The following is a 19,326-nucleotide window of genomic DNA, read 5'->3' on the forward strand; positions in this document are numbered from 1 at the left end:
ATTAGCTCTCCGACGACAAACGATGCATAAAATGATAAGCAATGACCGCTGCACCTAATAATAAAAATATTCCCAATTCTGCCATTAAAATATAGGCATGTATTGAAATTTCATGGGTTAATTCATGTGGCTCTTTTAGCTGTGAATAGTCAGTGCTTACTACTCCATAAATAAGGATGACCAGTAAAACAAAAGCTAACATTAGCGGGACTAACCATATTTTAGGGCTAATACCACGTTTATCATTTTCTACATTGTCTTTACGAATTTTAAGTATACTTGCAATGGATAAAAAAAGCGTTACTGTTCCGCCAATAAAGAACACGATATAAAGCACAGCTGATAAATAAGTATTAAGTAGAATCAATATCAACGCTGAAGCAAAAAGCGAAACAATAAGGTACGAAATAGCTTTATCTATTTGTAAGCAACTAATCACTTTCATGCTAGCAAAAATAGCTATAATCGACGCAATATAAAAAACAGCGATCATTAAATAATCCAATATATATTCTCAATATTATTAGTATATACCCAAATTAAAGCAAGATACAGATTACAGGCGAGCTATTCATTGAAAAACAGTGATTTAATAAAAAATAGAACGTTATTTTTTAATATTAGCTAAGAATTTAAAGATAAGTGCATTATATTTTCAATATAATTAAAACAGAAAAAAAAATAAAAACCATAAAATTTTATTATTTAAATTCAATTAAGCATTGATATAAAGTATATAACTTGAGCAAATTAACCATTATTTATACTTATTTCTTTAAATTGTGAACATGCCCTTACAGCTTAAAGTTGCTTAACCCTAATTTTTAAATACATAAAATGAGATTAAAATGAACAGTGAATACTCCTCTATGCGAAGTAATGTTAATATGTTAGGTACCCTCCTTGGCGATGCAATAAAACGAGCGACCGGTAACGAAACTTTTGATTTAGTCGAAAAAATAAGGAAGCTATCAAAATCGGCTCAACAAGGAAATAAGCAATCTCATCAAGAGTTACTCAAATTAATAGAACATCTCAATGATGAAGATTTATTACATGTTGCTCGAGCATTTAACCAGTTTTTAAACTTAGTGAATATTGCGGCAGAATATTATGGCATTTCGCCGCACGGGGAAGCGGCGAGCAGTCCAAAAAAAATGACAGACTTATTTACTACCCTAAAAAAATTGAACTTTTCTGAGCAAACTATCACACAAGCCATTAACGATTTATCGATTGAATTAGTATTGACTGCTCACCCAACCGAAATTAATCGTCGTACAATGATTAATACCTATACCGCAATAAACAATTGCTTATCGCAATTGGATCATAATGATCTTGCTGATTACGAAATTGAACGTATTATGCGCCGATTAAAACAGCTAGTTTGTCAGGCCTGGTATACGGATGAAATACGTAAAAAACGGCCTACACCTCTCGATGAAGCTAAATGGGGGTTTTCTGTTATAGAAGACAGTTTATGGCAAGGTGTTCCTCTCTTTTTACGGGAATTTAATGATCAACTCGTTGATGCGTTTAATCAACAACTATCTGTTGAACATGTTCCAATAAAATTTACCTCATGGATGGGGGGAGACCGTGATGGTAATCCTAATGTCACAGCTGATGTGACAGAAAAAGTCATGTTACAAGCTAAATTAAAAGCAATTGAATTATTTTTAGCAGATATTCAAATATTAGTGCGAGAGTTATCGATGACAGAGTGTAACCAATCTGTTATTGATCTGTTAGATGAGCCAAATAAAACAGCATCAGAACCTTATCGAGCGGTGATGAAGCAGCTACGAGCCCGTTTAGTTAAAACGCACAGTTACATAGTATCAGTACTCAATAATGAACAAGTCCTAGCTCCAGCTGATATTTTAATTAAAAATAACCAACTTTGGGATCCACTTTATATTTGTTACCAATCATTAATTGATAATGGGATGTCAACTATTGCTCACGGACCTTTACTTGATACATTACGTCGAATAAAAAGCTTTGGATTACAGTTAGTCAAATTAGATATACGTCAAGATAGTTCTGTTCATACTGAAGCACTTGATGAATTAACGAAAGAACTTAATCTTGGAAGTTATGCACAATGGTCTGAAGAAGAGAAACAAGCATTTTTATTAACCGAACTTCAATCTAATCGTCCATTATTACCCTATCATTGGCAACCTAGTCAAATCGTTAAAGAAGTATTTGACACTTGTCGTGTAATTAAAAAAGCTGGTGAAGAGTCGATTGCTTCTTATGTTATCTCAATGGCAAAAGCACCTTCGGATATTTTAGCGGTATATTTGCTCTTAAAAATAGTCGATTGTGAAAAAAATATCCCCGTGGCACCGCTATTTGAAACATTAGAAGATTTGAATAATGCGAAGATTGTCATGCAAAAATTATTGGATATTCCTTGGTATCGACAAAAAATCCAAGGTAAACAGATGGTCATGATAGGTTACTCGGATTCAGCTAAAGATGCAGGAACCCTTGCGGCATCATGGGCACAATATCGTTCGCAAGAAGAATTAGTCGCCTTATTTGAAAAATATAATATCAATCTTGTTTTATTCCATGGGCGAGGCGGTTCAATTGGGCGTGGTGGGGCGCCAGCACATGCGGCACTCCTTTCTCAGCCACCTGGTTCATTAAAAGGAGGGCTTCGTGTCACTGAACAAGGTGAAATGATTCGGTTTAAACTTGGTTTACCGGAAGTCGCGCTCAGTAGCTTAATGTTATATGCTTCAGCTATACTTCAAGCAAATTTATTACCTCCTCCACAGCCGAAACAAGCATGGCGCAATATCATGGATGAAATGTCAGATATTTCATGTCAGTGCTATCGACGTTATGTTCGTGAAAAAGCAGAATTTGTCGATTATTTTAGAACGGTCACCCCCGAAGCAGAATTAGGAAGGTTACCTCTTGGTTCAAGGCCTCAAAAACGGCGAACAGGTGGCGGAATAGAAAGTCTTAGAGCTATTCCATGGATCTTTGCTTGGACACAAAATCGCTTAATGGTTCCTTCATGGCTTGGTGCTGGCTGTGCCTTAAAAAAAGTGATTGAAGAGGGGAAAAAAGATTTGCTCAAAGATATGTATCACAACTGGCCTTTCTTTAATGCACGATTAGGTATGTTAGAAATGGTATACGCTAAAGCTGCACCAAAAATTCATGAGTATTATGAACAACGTTTAGTTGATGCTAGCATGTGGCCATTAGGAGAAGAGTTACGTAATTTATTAACAGATGATATTAATACCGTTTTAACCATTACTGACGATGATAGCTTAATGGCCGATCTACCTTGGATTGCGCAATCCGTTGCTTTACGAAATATTTATATTGAACCGTTGAATTTATTACAAGCAGAACTATTAAATCGTTCTCGTCAACGTAATGATGAAGAAAATACAATAGTTGAACAAGGATTAATGATCACAATATCAGGTATTGCTGCTGGAATGAGAAATTCTGGATAACTTAATAAAAATAAAAAAGGGCAATCGCCCTTTTTTATTTATCTGCTAAAAGTTCATCTAAATACGTTTTAGCATCTCGATCACCTTGCTCACTCGCTTTAGTAAACCAGTAAATTGCCGTATCTTTATTTTTCTTAATACCTTCACCTTCAAGATATTTAATGGCTAAATTGTATTGAGCATCAGCACTGCCTTGTTCAGCGGCTTTAATATACCATTCAATCGCTTTTTTAATATCTTTGGGAACACCACCGCCGACATCATACATTACGCCAATATTATATTGTGCATCTGCATTACCCGCTTCTGCTGCTTTAGAGAACCAATGGGCTGCTAATTGGTTATTAGGTCTAGTGCCTGTACCTGTGGCATAAATAATGCCTAAATTATACATTGCAAGTACATTACCATATTCTGCCGCTTGCGTATAAAAATAGGTTGCAGCAACATAATCTTGAGTTAGACCGTCGCCGTGTTCCGACATTAATCCTAGATAATATAAGGCTTCAGGCACATTATATTTCGCTGCTTTACTAAACCAATCGGCTGCTTGCATACGATCTTCTTCTACACCATCACCAAAAAAGTACATAATGCCTAGATTTAGGTAAGCATCAAACACGCCTTGATCACCAGCTAAAATAAAATAGTTAATAGCACTATCGTTATTTTTGGCGACACCTTCCCCATTTTTGTACATCAAAGCTAAATTATAAAGTGCAAAACTGTAATTTTGATCCGCTGCCAATTTAAAATATTTAAATGCTTTCGATAAATTACGCTTAGTTCCTAAACCATTTTGATACATATATGCTAAATTATTTTGGGCCTTAGCTAATCCTTGGTCAGCTGCTTTTTTAAACCAAAACAGCGCGCGAACATGATTAACTTCAATACCGCCTAAACCTTGTTTATAAATATTACCTAAAGTGTATTGTGCTTGTGCATCCCCTTTTTCTGCCGAAAGCTTTAAAGAAGGAATCAATGAGCTAGGATCAGTCATTATTAGTTCTGGAGCTTTTGATGCACCATTTTCATTAGCTTTGACACTAAATGAAAAAGATAACATTAATACCAATAATAATTGAAATGTCTTCATAGTTTTTATTCATAATAAAAGTGTTATTAAGTATATATTAACAAGATAAAAATAAATAGTTTATATGTTTTTTGATAGATATAATCGATAGATTCTATATAAAAAAATTAAGTTCTGAGCAAAATTAATTTATTATTAATCAATTAAATCATACTATTATATTATAATTCAAAAATTTAGTTATCAAATCACATAACTTTTAAACGTACATAATACGGTTACTAACATACAAAAGGTGGGTTAACTTTCTGTTTAGTTTCTATTGATCGGATAAAGAATTCAAGTACTTTCTGATAATATTTAATTAAAAAATCGACAAATATTACTTTGTTTTAGGTATAAATTACCTTATTAACTTATTTATTCTATTTAAAATATTTAGTAGTGAATAATTTAAATATATTTTAATCTTTATGCTTTCTTAGGCATAGGGGCAACAAATAGTACATATTTAACCTTTTTTTTATGATACAATTTCGACCTTTATAAAATAAATTTGAATTCAGAGGATCAATATGGACTTTTTTATTAATCAAGCGTACGCAGCTGACGGACAAGCCGTTGAAAGCAATCCTTATTTTTTACCGATCATGCTTGTTGTTTTTGGATTATTTTTCTATTTTATGATCATGCGTCCACAACAAAAACGTGCTAAAGCACACCGTGAATTAATGTCATCCATTTCAAAAGGTGATGAAGTGTTAACCAATGGTGGATTGATCGGTCGTGTTTCTAAAGTGAACGAAAATGGTTATATTGCATTAGAATTAAATGATTCAACTGAAGTAATAATCAAACGTGATTTTATTACATCTGTATTACCAAAAGGTACAATGAAATCATTATAATAACAATATTATTATGATAATTCATTGTGTTAATAGTCTAACCCCACAAGAGAATATGTCGTGTTAAATCGCTATCCTTTGTGGAAGTACATTATGTTGGTCGTCATAATTTGTGTCGGCCTACTTTATGCGCTTCCTAATATTTATGGTGAAGATCCAGCTATACAGATTTCTGGCTCGGATAGTGCCAAAATTGAAACGGCTACGCAAAGCAATGTAATAAAATTGCTAGCTGATAATCACATCGATATCAAGTCAATTGTTTACGAAAATGGAACCATTTTAATTCGATTTGCTGATAACGATACGCAACTTAAAGCCAAAGAACTTATTTCAAAAGATTTAGGTGAAAATTATATTGTTGCTTTAAATCTAGCGCCCGCAACGCCAAAGTGGCTTTCCATGTTTGGTGCTTCACCTATGAAATTAGGACTAGATTTGCGTGGGGGAGTTCACTTCTTGATGGAAGTGGATATGACAACGGCATTAGACAAACTCGTAGAGCAATCAATTGAAAATCTAAAGTCTGATTTTAATAATAGCAAACTAAACTTTAAATCCTTGAGTCGCAATAGTGAGCAACAAATCGTCATGGAGTTTGTTAATACACAAGATCGAAACAAAGCCATTGCTAAAATCAATAATTTACAAGATTACAAGATTGACTCTCAAAACGACAACAGCATCATAATCAATATAAGTGAACAACGCTTACAACAAGCTAAAAACGATGCTGTTCAGCAAAACACAACGATTTTACGTAACCGAGTTAATCAACTAGGTGTTGCTGAACCGATTGTACAACGTCAAGGTTCGGATCGAATTGTTGTTGAATTACCGGGAATTCAAGATACCGCATTGGCTAAACGCATTATTGGTGCAACTGCTACACTTGAGTTTAGACAAGTAAATGAAAACAATTCAGCGGATTTGGCTGCTATCATTAACGGTCAAATGCGTGTTCCTTATGGTTCAGAAATAAAATATATGGAAAACGGGCGTCCGGTACTGTTATATAAACGCATTGTCCTGACTGGTGACCATATAACGGATTCTTCTTACCGATTGAATGAATATTCCCAACCAGAGGTTTCTATTACCCTTGATAGTTCAGGGGGAAAAACTATGCTCGATTTTACTCAAAAAAATCTGCATAAATCAATGGCTACTTTATTTGTCGAATATAAAGATACTGGTAGACGTGATGAAAATGATAAACCAATTTTTGAACGACTTGAACGGGTTATCAATGTTGCAACAATTCAAGGCATCTTCAGTGATCGTTTTCAGGTTACAGGCATTAGTAACATTAATGAAGCTAAAAATTTGTCACTTTTACTACGTGCCGGCGCATTAATAGCGCCAATTCAAATCATTGAGGAACGTACCGTTGGTCCTTCAATGGGGCAAGAAAATATTACTCAAGGATTAGAATCTTGTGTATGGGGATTATTAATCTCAGTTATCTTTATGTTAGTGGTTTATCGGCTGTTTGGAGTATTTGCGAGTTTAGCGTTAGTTGCTAACTTAATATTAATTGTTGGTGCGATGTCATTATTGCCTGGTGCGACGTTAAGTATGCCGGGTATAGCTGGTATTGTATTAACTGTCGGTATGGCTGTTGATGCAAACGTACTGATCAATGAACGAATAAAAGAAGAACTGAGTAACGGTCGTAATGTTCAACATGCGATTAATGAAGGATATGCAGGTGCTTGGAGCAGTATTTTTGATGCAAATATCACTACATTAATTACTGCGGTTATCCTTTATGCAGTCGGTACCGGTTCAATCAAAGGTTTTGCGATTACATTAGGTATCGGTATAGTAACATCAATGTTTACATCTATCGTCGGTACTCGAGCATTAGCAAATCTTATTTATGGCGGTCGTCGCGTCAACAAGTTATCAATTTAGAGGTTTATTGTGATTGTTACTAGTAATGATATAAAAAATCATGATGTTAAAGAACTAAATCATGGTCGCAGAGTCCTCGACTTCTTAAAGTTTGGTTTTATTGCTTTTGCAATATCAATGTTACTTGTTGTTGGATCAATTTATGTAATTTTGACCAAAGGATTTAATTTGGGACAAGATTTTACAGGTGGTACAACAGTCGAAATTACGGTGACCAAACCAGTAAATCTTGACGACATCCGTGACAGTTTACGCAATGCTGGCTATCATGAGCCCGTTGTTCAATATTATGGAAGCAGTAAAGATATTATCATTCGACTTGCTTCAGAAAAAAAGGATGACGGTAGCGTATCTTCAGTTATTGATAATGCGTTAGGAGTCAACATTTCAAATTTAATTCATAAAGATATTGATGCAAATGCAGAAATAAAACGAATTGAATTTGTTGGACCAACCGTTGGTTCTGAGCTTGCTCAAGATGGGATATTAGCTATCTGCGCGGCATTGGTTTGCATATTAATTTACATTGCATTTCGTTTTGAATGGCGATTTGGAACAGGTGCGGTTGTTGCGCTTGCGCATGATGTCATCATCACTGCAGGCTATTTATCACTGTTTGATCGGGAGTTGGATCTCACCATAATTGCTGCCATGCTTTCAATTATCGGTTATTCACTTAATGATACCATTGTAGTATTTGACAGAATTCGTGAAAACTTCAGGAAAATTCGTCGAGCATCGCCTTATGATGTGATTAATATCTCATTGACTCAAACCTTACACCGAACTTTAATGACATCAGGTACAACCTTGGCTGTAGTCATTATTCTCTATATTTTCGGTGGTTCAATGCTAAAAGGTTTTTCAGAAACATTGGGCGTTGGTATTGTTTTAGGCACTATTTCGTCAATTTATGTAGCAGCTTACATGTCACTAAAATTAGGCGTTAAACGAGAACACTTTATGCCGCAAAAAAGTGAAGCTGAGGGTGCAGATCAACCTTCAATTATGCGCTAACTTTTACACTCTGCTGGATGCCCAGCAGAGTTATATCAGATTGTTATTTAAACAAATGATATTAAATAGATTGACACCTATTATCGAGTTGAATATTATTAGCCACAGTTTTATCCCTTTCTACTTGGGGCCATAGCTCAGCTGGGAGAGCGCAACGCTGGCAGCGTTGAGGTCAGGGGTTCGATCCCCCTTGGCTCCACCACTTTTTAAATTCATGTGTCAATGTTAATCAAACACAAACGATGACACTAAAGATATTAAATCCTACTTCATTATCATTCCTGTTATCGCGTTACTCATTCTCCTAAAGGCATATACCTACAAGTAAATATCTGAATACATCTATAATTAAAATAGGCAAAAGCTAAAACGAAAATTTAACTATCTTGATTGCATAAGGCTTTATTAATAATCCTAAAAGATTATATATACCGTTACTATGCCAAAATTCGCAAGAAAATCATATAAAGTTAAAGAATGGTAAAGAAATGTATATAGTAAGTAAATAATATTTAATTTATAATAATTATGTAAGGTTGATTTTGTGAATCTCCCTGACAAAACATCTATTTTAAACGATGAATAGATCAATATGTTTTAAAACTGACATTCTGTTTTTGTGAAAAATAAAAAATAGAACGACATGATGTAATGAAAATTACATCATGTTTTTTTTGATTTAATTTTAGGTTAAATATTTTATAGGCTATTAATTTATATGAAAAATCATAAGTTTTCTGTTGTATATCAAACTATAGCATTAATAACGCTTTCCAGCGCGACTTATGTTAATGCTTTACCATGTAGTATCGCAAATGGTCAAATTAATGCCACTAACTCTTGCGAGACGAATGAGAATAATCTTACCAATATTAATGTTAACGCAGGGGCGACAGTTAACCATGATACCGCTAGTAGCTTAATTATCAATAATCCTGGGATTGAGTCAAATAGTAACGGAATTAATGTAACTGGTAGTAATGCGAATTATTTATTAAACGCTTCCGATACAACAAAAGATATAACAATCGATATCGGCGACAATAAAAATCAAAGAGGTCGAGGTATTTCTGTTGAAAAAGGTGCCACAGCAACCGTTAAAGCAAATAACGTGACAATCAAATCAAAGGATAAATATACCAATGATTGGAATGCAAACAATGCATTATGGGCAGGCTCTGGCGGTCAATTAACTATTTTTGCTGATAAATTAGATTTATCAGTTGAAAATGCCACAACACCTTATGGAACAATTGGTGTCAACAACGGTAGTATAAAAATCCAAGGTAATAATGGATTGTCAATTGCGACAATTTCTAACACTGGTGGATCAAGTGCCGGCATATGGGCAGAAGGCAAAGGAACGATAGATCTTGATCTTGTTAAAATTAATACTGATTCTTCTCAAGATTATGTCATGGGGGTTTATACTAAAAATAAAGGGTCAACCGTCACATTTGCTGGAGGTGAAATAGGTAGCCTTGCTAGTCGGGCCGGTTCAGCAATTCGAACATTGGAACAGTCACAGGTTATTGCCAAAGGTTATGATAAAGGATCTTTAATTATACAGACTAATGGAACGGATTCACGGGGTATTCGAGCAACGGGTGGTTCATCTGTCATTTTAAATAACGACAAACACACTAATTTTGTCACGCAAATTCATACTACAGGAAGCATTTCTGATGGTATTAACGCTGGTCGATTAGGGACAATGCATAAGGATGGAAAAATCTTTAAGCATGGCGGTGAAATAGGATCGGAACTCGCGTCTTCAAGCATTGAAACTTATGGTGAAACTCATATAAAAACAGATTCAGAAAATTCTTATGGTCTTCGACTTATTGGTGATGGAGCAAGCATAAAAATGCATGCGTTGGATGGACAAGGTCGTAGTACGATTCATTCAGCGACCACAGCAATACGTTTTAATTTTGGCAATGGTTACAGTCTGAATGAAGATGGTTCTTCGGCAAAAGATCTTGCCCAAAATATGATGCTCGAAAATGTAGACATTACCAGTGATGGAAAATCAGGCAAGTTCGAATTGATTAATACCAGTGATAATAACAGTTTTATCTGTAAACTTGGTGGTTGTGACAAAAATGGAAATAATACCTATGCTAGCGGTAATTTAATTCAGGTCGGGGATCACAGCCTTGATGTCGGTATGTTATCGCATATCAACGATAATAATTTAGCTATGACTGTGGCTGATTCAGTAAAAAATGGTGTGCTGTTATTAAAAAATAGTTCGGCAACAGCTGCTGAAAATACCGATCTATTAAATGTTACTTATGGTGGTGGAACGGCTAAAGTGACTGATAAGGTTTCAAGTAGTTTTAATTTGACGTCTAATGCATCGATCTTAAAAGGGAGTATCTTTACGGATAAGACCTTAGACAAAGACAATCAAACAAGTCAATCCAACATAAGCTTGAATAATCAATCTACATGGTACATTCAACGTGATTCAAATGTGACTAATTTAAATGTCCAAGATAGTGAAATTTATCTCAATCGCTATGACAATTGGAAAGATGAGCAAGGTAAATTACTTGAAAATGCTAACCAACCTTCAAATTATACCGTCTTAGAGACAAATAAACTAACGGGTAATAATAGTCGCTTTTATTTCCAAACTGATATTGTTAACCAAAAAACAGATAAATTAATAATAACCGATAAAGATGGGACGAATGGGCAACATTATGTCATTGTAAAAAATGATGGATCGCAAAGTACGACAGGAACAGAAAAAATTGACATCATTGAAACTAATGGAAATCATGCCGATTTCAAATTAATCAATAAAGTTGAATTAGGTGGTTATGAATATGATCTCAGACAAATTACTGATCCTGATTCAGACGATTTGGGTGGTTGGGAGTTATATAGTACAGGTTCAAAACAGAAACCTTCAAAACCATCAAAAACTTCAACGGCTCAAGCAACGCTAAGCTTTGCAAATACTAACTATCTGCTTGTTTATATTGATATCCAAACTTTATTACAACGAATAGGTGATTTACGGAATATATCGGATCATCAAGGCGATTTTTGGATTAGAGGCGTCGTTGGTCAATTAAACTCATTTGCATCAGTTGATTATAATGATTATAAAATGAATTATCGGGGGCTACAAAGTGGTATTGATAAACTGGTTTATGAATCTGAAAATGGTCGTTTCTATTTAGGTGGTATGATTGGCTACTATGATGTAGATCAAGATTTTAAACAAGGAAGTGGTTCAGGAAAAAACTATAATGTTGGTCTCTATTCTACTTATATCACCAATAACGATTTTTACTTAGACGGTATTTTCAAATTATCCAAATTAAAAAATCAATTTAATGTTAGAGATAGCCAAGGTAAAAATATTTCGGGTAAAGGGAATACCCACGCGCTAAGTCTATCGTTAGAAGCAGGGAAACGTTTTTACCTTTCTGATGAAAAACAAGGGATATATACAGAACCTCAGCTACAAGTTGTTTATACTCGTAATGGCGCTGATTCAACAAAAGCGAGCAATGCACTCAAAGTTAAATATGATCGCTATAACTCATTGATAGGACGTACAAGCATCATAATGGGATATGCGATACCGAATATCAAAAATCAAACCAATATTTACTTAAAAACAGGGTATGTTAAAGAGTTTGATGGTGATACTTCTTACCGATTAAATCATATCAAGGAATCTAATCAATATTGTGGACATTGGTTTGAAAATGCACTTGGTATAAACGCAACCATACAAAATAATCATCATATCTACAGTGAAGTCGATTTTGCTAAAGGGAATAAGTTTAACAAAAAGCAGATCAACTTGGGTTACCGATACAACTTTTAATAACAATAAAATCCTAACAAACTAACTTTATAAGCTTATCCTTATTGGATAAGCTTTTTTTATATATGTCGTAACCAAATATTCCCCCTAATTGAAATTTAATGAGCGATCAGTTGAACAAATAATTTTTTTAATTACAACAGCAAAGTTATTGGTTTTTGTACGATGAAAGTAATATAAACCTTAGAATCTTATTCATGACAATTGAATGTTCCCTTTATCATTAATTTAATAATTATTAAAAAATTCATGATTTTATAAAGGAAATCAACAATATTGATAACACTATCATTAAATTCTTGGCATATCGATTTGAACAGGTCAAACAAGCCAGTAATTTAAAAAGAAGACTTCTGATATTTACGCAAGTGGAGTTTTTGAGTGTATGCTTGAAAAACGAGAACAACAAGCTAATGAATTCGGATTGAATGATGAAATCATCAAACATTTAAACGCTAATCTTGTACAACATTTTATTGAGGAAGCATTGAAATACGTTAATAATCTAGCAAAATAATCATATCGTAATTTTATCAATGACAATAAGAAATTAAGTCTATTGTATGAAAAACAAAAGGTTAATATAAGTAAATTTCACTGCATTAAAATTTACTTTATCACTCACTTCATCACAAATCTTATCCAAAAACAGCTTGATGCCTATCCTATTTTTCGAAAAAATAACCGACTTACGTCAATAGATTAGCTAACCAATTTGGTAATAATTTATAAAAAAATAATAAATTGAAAGTGAAATGAACAATTGTTTATAACCGTTCTAACAAAATCATTAAACAGCAGTATTGAAGTTGTTTTAAATCTTTAATGGGTAAAAGTATGAAATCTTTTTACAGTATAAAACTAGCCAATTTTCTGAACTTTTTTTCAACGAATTTCTTTTATCATAGTGCAGAAATGCTATTTTTAATCTGGTTCTTCCTATTTTCATTCATATTTTTTTCATTAAAAATCACTCAAAATATATATCAATTAGGCATGATTTCTACGACAAGAGATGAAGGGAAGTTTGAACTTTCAGTCGATGGAAAAAAAAGAAAAAAGTTTGCGTTCAAATATATCAATTATGATAACCCTGTCAGCAATATCTTTTTCATCAGGCTATTTGGCGTTGTTTTAAACTATTTATCAATTATTTTTTGTTTTATCATTCTATCTAACTTATTAATAAATATTGTTTTTTATTTTTTGGGTTTAGGTAAAATGATTAATTTAAAGTACTATAAATACTATCTTTTTAGTGAATATAATATTTATGGCATTGCATGGATATTTGTTGCATTTGTTGTAGCGGTAACTTGTTATCTGATTATCTATCATAAATATACAAAACAGTTTTTTTCAGAATTAGATAAGAAAGTTAATGAATCAATGATTTCAAATATTAAGAAATCTGATTTAAGAAGCGGTAGTTTATTGGATGTTAAAGATTTAAAATTTAATGAAGTCGATATTTATGATCCATCAGATTATTATCAAGAAGCGAAACAAAAAGATTCGTTATTTCTTGGTATCGATGATGAATCGACCCCCATATTTTATAAAAAAAGTATATGGAATGAAACTAACGTACAAATAATCGGAAAAATGGGAAGTGGTAAAGGTGTATTAGCAACATCTGTATTTATCCAATGTTATGAAAACTATAATGATTTCAACGTATGGTTCGACCCTAAAAACGACGAATGGGCTTATAGTGTTTTCAAGAATAAATCAAAGAAAGATCAGTTCTTTTATATAGATCTTAATCGAGATGCAGAGCCTCAATTTAATATATTCCAAGATATTACCGTCACAGAACTTAATGAATTATTTGTAGCCGGTTTTGGACTTGGCAGAACAGGAACAAATGCTGACTTTTATAAAATTGGTGATAGAAAAGTATGTCGTGAATTGGCTAATCAGTTTGAGGATGAACCAGATAATATCAACATCAACACGATTATGGAAAAATGGAATAAACTACCTAATGAACTAAAACAGCAAGGTTCAAGTTTTTTCGGTCAGCTTGAAGAATTATCTGAATTAAAGTGTATTCAAACTGATAAAGGAATTAACTTAAAAGACATTATATCTGGCAATAAACCCGGCATGTTATATATAACAGGATCGTTAAGAGATGAAAATGTTGTTATGTTACAAAAAATGTTGCTGTTAAGAATAACGCAGATCATCGAAAAAAGGGACAGAAAACAAGATTTAACACACATTAATATCATGCTTGATGAAGTTCGATATATTTTATCTAAAAACACGTTAGAAATGATGGGAACAATACGAGATAAAAAAGCAAATATTATCTATACTCACCAATCGTTAGGTGATTTAGTTGGGGCAAGCCAAGATCTTGATCCTGCATCGACCAAAAATATCATGCTCGACAATGTTGGACTAAGATGGATATATAAACTTGATATAAAAGATAGTGCGGAATGGGCAAGTAATTTAACTTCAGAAACGCTAAAAGATGTAGAAAGAAGAACTTTAAGCTTAAATGATGCAAACGTAGAAATGGCAAGCAAAGAAACAACCATCTTTAAACAAAAAGCCAATTATATTGAAACGAGTGTTATACAGAATTTACCGAAACGCTGCGGCTTAATTATCGGATTAGAAGGCTTGCCTAAGTTAGCTTACAGTAGCCCAATAATCGTATCTAAATTAGATAAAGTATTACAGATAGCACCTAGATTGGAACTTACCTACAAAAAAACAACACCAAAAAACAAGGTTGAAAAACAACCAGTCAAAAAACAGAAAAAAAATGAGACCACTGTCGATAAAGAATTACTTAATCAAACTACAGGATTAGAAGATTTTTTAGCATCCAAACTTAAAAAAGATAAAAACCTATCTGATGAAATAATGATTGACATCGAAAGTAATCCTACCGCTCAACCAACGATTATAAATCATGAAGTGATTAAAGATTAACAATTTGTGATAACGATTTCAAAAAAAACATAAGGGTAACGTACGTACTAAAAAATTTTTACGTTTCAATAACTATAGTGAAAAGCTTATTCTGTCTAGTTTTTGGTTATCTTTTTCCAAAAAAAATCGTTATATTTCGTAAAGATAATAATTAACAAACAACAATTATAATTACAAAATTTACTAAATTAGAACTGAAAATATCGAAAATAGCTATTATAGTACGACCCATCTTTACAAATTCGTTTCAATTAGCGATTTGTGCGATTTTGAAAATAAATTAATAAAAATCAAATAACTATAAACAAAAAATAAAATAATAAAAAATTACAATAATTTGTAATCGTATATCATTATATTAGGAATAGAAGGAAATGAGGAAGTGGAGTTAGTTACGCTTTTAACAGCTTGTGCTTTAAATGTAAGTTCTGATTTATTAGAACCATTAATTCAATTAGAAAGCGGTTATAACCCTTATGCTATAGGTGTTGTGGGCGCTTCTGTTCCTCAACCTACTTCTTTAAATGATTTTTGGCACACTATTAATGATTTAGAAAAAAGAAACAAAAATTATTCGGTAGGTCTTGCTCAAATCAATATCAAAAATCTTCATCGATTTAATATTCCTGTTCTTGATGCGGTAGAGCCTTGTAACAACATCAAATTATCAAGTGTCATATTGAAAGATTGTTACTCAAATTATCAAGATATAGGAAAAGCATTGAGCTGTTATTACAGTGGCAATGATAAAACTGGTTTTAAGCGTGATTTTAATAATAGCTATGTTGAACGATTTTTAACATCTTATGCTAACAAGCAAGAAAATGTTGTTATCAATTTTGATTATGACCAATTTTATCAACTCAAAAATCAAGTTGAAAATTATCATCACAATCAACCATCAACACAAATTGCTAGATCATCAAATGTTAAAAATACTAATCAAGTAAAAAATTTTTCTAATCACAAGAAAAAAGAATCGTTTTTGAAAAAAACAATCAATATGAACTAAAGGAGAAAGAATAAAATGAAATTAATCAAAAAATTATTTTGGTTGTCAATTGGGATTTTGATTACTAATCCAAGTTTTGCTGTCGGACTTTCTAAAACCGAAAGTGGTATGAAAAATTTGCAAACTTCGATACATGCCATTGTAGGGGTTGTATTTCTTATAACAGGACTCATTGTTGGTGTTTTAGTTTGGCGAGGATCAAAAACTTGGGAGGAGTGTTCTAAATGGGTGATTGGAGTTGCATTTGCAGGTGGAGCGGCAGAATTAATAGGTATTTTCTTTTAAAAATAAAAGTGTCAAATAAATGGAAAAAGATATTTTATACAAGGCATTAACCAGACCCGCACTAGTGTTGGGATTACCGTTACAGTTAATCATATTTATCGCTTGGATAACTGTAATGCTATGTATGTTTATTTCATACTTTTTTGTCGGTTTAGGTATTTTCCTTTTTATTACCTGTGTTGCTTTAAATAAAAAGGATGAAATGTTTTTTTCTATATTGGGAAAGAAATTATTGGTTTCAAGCGGAACGACCAGTTTGTCACAAAGTAAAAAGCTATATGGCAATAATATAGATTATGTAACATCATCGTCTTATCGGGCAATAAAAGTGGATAATAATATTAATTTAAAACATTTTTCAACTATCGAAAAAAACATACCTTACTCAAGTCATATCGATAATCACATTATTATTAACAAAAATGGTGATTTAGTGGCAACATGGGAAGTAAAAGGTATTTCCTTTGAAACAAAAGGTGATGATGAACTTGATATCAGAAAAAATGAACTTGATAATTTTATTCGCTCATTTTCAAATGAAAACATAGCAATATATGTAAATGTCATCAAAAAAAATACAGATATCAAAATAGGCGGTGATTTTACGGGGTTTTGGTTTGCTGAACAAAATAATAATCGATATCTCGATTACCTAAAAAGTCAGCAGAATAAAGAGACTTTTATTTATGTTTCTTTGGTGATGAAAGGCGCGGATTTACAAGATAAAGCAGATAGCTTCATTACCAGTATAATTACAAAATTGATAGGGAAAAAATCGATTAATATCAAAGAAAAACAAGATTTCATTGATAATAACTTATTACAAATGAAAGATCTTTGTTTCAGATTTGATAAAGGATTATCTGAATTTGGCTCAAGGCGACTAGGGTTATATAGGAAAAATGACTATGTTTATTCAGAATTGATTGAATTATATAACTTAATATTAAGTGGTATTGATCGACCTATAATAATCGAACCGACAAGGTTATCCAACCTATTAGCCACGTCTGATTATTATTTTGGTGAACAGACAGTTATCGCAAAGTCAAATAATCAAACTAAATACATAAAATGCGTTGAAATAAAAACTTATTCCAACGAAACCAATCAAGGTATTTTTGATTTTCTTCTCGCTTTACCGATAGATATTTGTATAACGCAATCCTTTTCTATTTTATCAGCCAAAAAAGGAGTGGATTTAATAAAAAGGAAGAAAAATCAATTTGAATCATCAAACGATGATGGTGTGTCTCAAGTTATGACTCTTAATTTATTTATTGATGATTTAGCAAGTGGTAATATTTCGATTGGAGAATACCATTTTAACGTATTTATTCGTGCCAATACGTTTGAGCAAGTCCAAAACCAATCAAAAGAAATTATACAATCGCTAAATAATAAAGGGTTTATTGCACAAGATAGCACAATATCATTAAAACCTAATTTCTTTGCGCAGTTGCCTTCAAATTTTAAATATCGAACACGCGTCGTTGAAATCACCAGTAAAAATTTTGCAGGAACAACGGGATTACACAATTTTTTAGCTGGTAAACGAATCGGCAATTGTTGGGGAGATGCGTTAACGGTATTACAAACTAGAGGCGGACAACCCTATTATTTCAATATTCATGAAGAAAACGCATTTACTAATGATTTAGGTAAAGATCTAGTCGGAAATTTCATGATCATTGGTGGAACAGGCGCCGGTAAAACGGTTCTTGCATCCTGGATATTGGAACAAAGTTTAAAATTTAATAGTCCAACATCGTTTAAAACCAATGTATTAGAACAAACCAAAAAATTTAGATTTATCTATTTTGATAAAGATAGGGCTGTTCAGATGCATATGTTAGCCTTAGGTGGAAAATACATTAGTCTCAGAAAAGGTTTCAATACCAATCTAAATCCTTTTGCGCTTGAAAGCACGCAAGAAAACATTAATTTTTTAGTTTCATTCATAAAACTACTTTGCTCATTAGACGGTGGCCCTGTATCTGTATTACAAGATAAAGAGATATATAGAGCCGTTAATCAAGTCATGTCCCGAGAAAGAAGCAAAAGAAGTTTTGGTATTTCTTTATTACTTCAAACATTGGACATAGAGCAGGCAGAGGATAAACGAGAAAAATCAATTCATGAAAGACTGCAAAAATGGAGCCGAAATGGTTTTTTAGGTTGGGTATTTGATAATGAAATAGATGATCTTGATATCGAAAAGTACAATACTTTTGGCATTGATGGTACAGAGTTTTTAGATGATAAGGAAATTTTAGATCCGTTAATGTTTTACATTCTCCATAAAATAAAATTGTTATTGAATGGTCAACGGATTGGTGTTTTTATCGACGAAATACAAAAATATGCAGAATGTCCTACGGTTGACAACATGATCGATGATCTGTTTAGGGTTATCCGTAAATTACAAGGATTTATTGGCGGTGCAACGCAAGATCTGACTTCGATTGAACATACCAAAACATACAAAGTACTACTAACACAGACAGAAACTAAAATAGTTATGCCAGAAAAAGTATATCGGGAAGATTATTTTATTGAACGTCTAAAATTTACTGAAAAAGAGTTTCAATTGCTAAAGACTTTGAAAAAAGCAGATAGAGAATTTTTAGTGAAAAAAACCAGTGTCGATACCGGAAAACCTGAAAGTATCGTTTGTCGATTAAATTTAGGTTGCCTAGGTGAGAATTTACGTATATTGAGCATTGGTTCATCAGAACGAGCAGTCGCCGATAAACTAATAGCAGAAACAGATGACGCTCAAATCTGGATTAAAAAATTAGGTCAATTATTACAAGCTGAAAATATGAATCAATAAAGGGAGAGGAAAC

Annotated in this window: 12 protein-coding genes and 1 tRNA gene; 11 read left to right on the forward strand and 2 right to left on the reverse strand. The window is 32.8% G+C overall.

The features are described from left to right. Position 1 precedes the first annotated feature (1 nt). Complete coding sequence (locus tag J3U14_RS05490) at positions 2–493, reverse strand: NADH-quinone oxidoreductase subunit J (RefSeq protein WP_267351483.1); 492 nt, start codon at positions 491–493, stop codon at positions 2–4. 355 nt (positions 494–848) lie between these two features. On the opposite strand from J3U14_RS05490, the gene ppc reads away from it, so the two are divergent. After that, entirely contained in the window at positions 849–3,494 is a 2,646-nt protein-coding gene (ppc, locus tag J3U14_RS05495; RefSeq protein WP_267351485.1) for a phosphoenolpyruvate carboxylase, read from the forward strand. 34 nt (positions 3,495–3,528) lie between these two features. Here ppc and J3U14_RS05500 read toward each other — a convergent pair whose 3' ends face one another. Next, positions 3,529–4,593: a tetratricopeptide repeat protein gene (locus J3U14_RS05500; RefSeq protein ID WP_267351487.1), complete on the reverse strand. Its 1,065-nt coding sequence runs from the start codon at positions 4,591–4,593 to the stop codon at positions 3,529–3,531. 515 nt (positions 4,594–5,108) lie between these two features. On the opposite strand from J3U14_RS05500, the gene yajC reads away from it, so the two are divergent. The 10 genes from yajC (at position 5,109) to J3U14_RS05550 (ending at position 19,313) form a co-directional block, all read left to right on the forward strand. Beyond that, the gene (gene yajC, locus J3U14_RS05505) at positions 5,109–5,441 is read left to right on the forward strand and encodes a preprotein translocase subunit YajC (RefSeq protein ID WP_065558440.1); all 333 of its coding nucleotides are present in this window, start codon (positions 5,109–5,111) and stop codon (positions 5,439–5,441) included. 60 nt (positions 5,442–5,501) lie between these two features. Beyond that, on the forward strand, positions 5,502–7,358 hold the full coding sequence (gene secD, locus J3U14_RS05510) for a protein translocase subunit SecD (protein WP_267351489.1): 1,857 nt from the start codon (positions 5,502–5,504) through the stop codon (positions 7,356–7,358). A gap of 30 nt (positions 7,359–7,388) precedes the next feature. Beyond that, entirely contained in the window at positions 7,389–8,375 is a 987-nt protein-coding gene (gene secF / locus J3U14_RS05515; protein ID WP_411590612.1) for a protein translocase subunit SecF, read from the forward strand. 126 nt (positions 8,376–8,501) lie between these two features. Beyond that, positions 8,502–8,577: transfer RNA gene (locus J3U14_RS05520), tRNA-Ala, on the forward strand. 516 nt (positions 8,578–9,093) lie between these two features. After that, complete coding sequence (locus J3U14_RS05525; RefSeq protein WP_267351492.1) at positions 9,094–12,228, forward strand: autotransporter outer membrane beta-barrel domain-containing protein; 3,135 nt, start codon at positions 9,094–9,096, stop codon at positions 12,226–12,228. A 385-nt stretch (positions 12,229–12,613) separates the two neighbouring features. Then, positions 12,614–12,745, forward strand: a complete 132-nt coding sequence (locus J3U14_RS05530) for a hypothetical protein (RefSeq protein ID WP_267351494.1) — start codon at positions 12,614–12,616, stop codon at positions 12,743–12,745. A gap of 704 nt (positions 12,746–13,449) precedes the next feature. After that, the gene (locus J3U14_RS05535) at positions 13,450–15,180 is read left to right on the forward strand and encodes a hypothetical protein (RefSeq protein WP_267351496.1); all 1,731 of its coding nucleotides are present in this window, start codon (positions 13,450–13,452) and stop codon (positions 15,178–15,180) included. A 382-nt stretch (positions 15,181–15,562) separates the two neighbouring features. Then, on the forward strand, positions 15,563–16,192 hold the full coding sequence (locus J3U14_RS05540; RefSeq protein ID WP_065559009.1) for a transglycosylase SLT domain-containing protein: 630 nt from the start codon (positions 15,563–15,565) through the stop codon (positions 16,190–16,192). Positions 16,193–16,207: 15 nt separating this feature from the next. Then, positions 16,208–16,477, forward strand: coding sequence for a TrbC/VirB2 family protein (locus tag J3U14_RS05545; RefSeq protein ID WP_267351499.1), 270 nt, complete (start codon positions 16,208–16,210; stop codon positions 16,475–16,477). Positions 16,478–16,496: 19 nt separating this feature from the next. Then, entirely contained in the window at positions 16,497–19,313 is a 2,817-nt protein-coding gene (locus J3U14_RS05550) for a VirB3 family type IV secretion system protein (protein ID WP_267351501.1), read from the forward strand. The last annotated feature ends 13 nt before the right edge of the window (positions 19,314–19,326 follow it).

The sequence above is a fragment of the Gilliamella sp. B3801 genome, from assembly GCF_026536645.1.
In the GTDB taxonomy this organism is placed as follows: Bacteria; Pseudomonadota; Gammaproteobacteria; order Enterobacterales; family Orbaceae; genus Gilliamella; species Gilliamella apicola_I.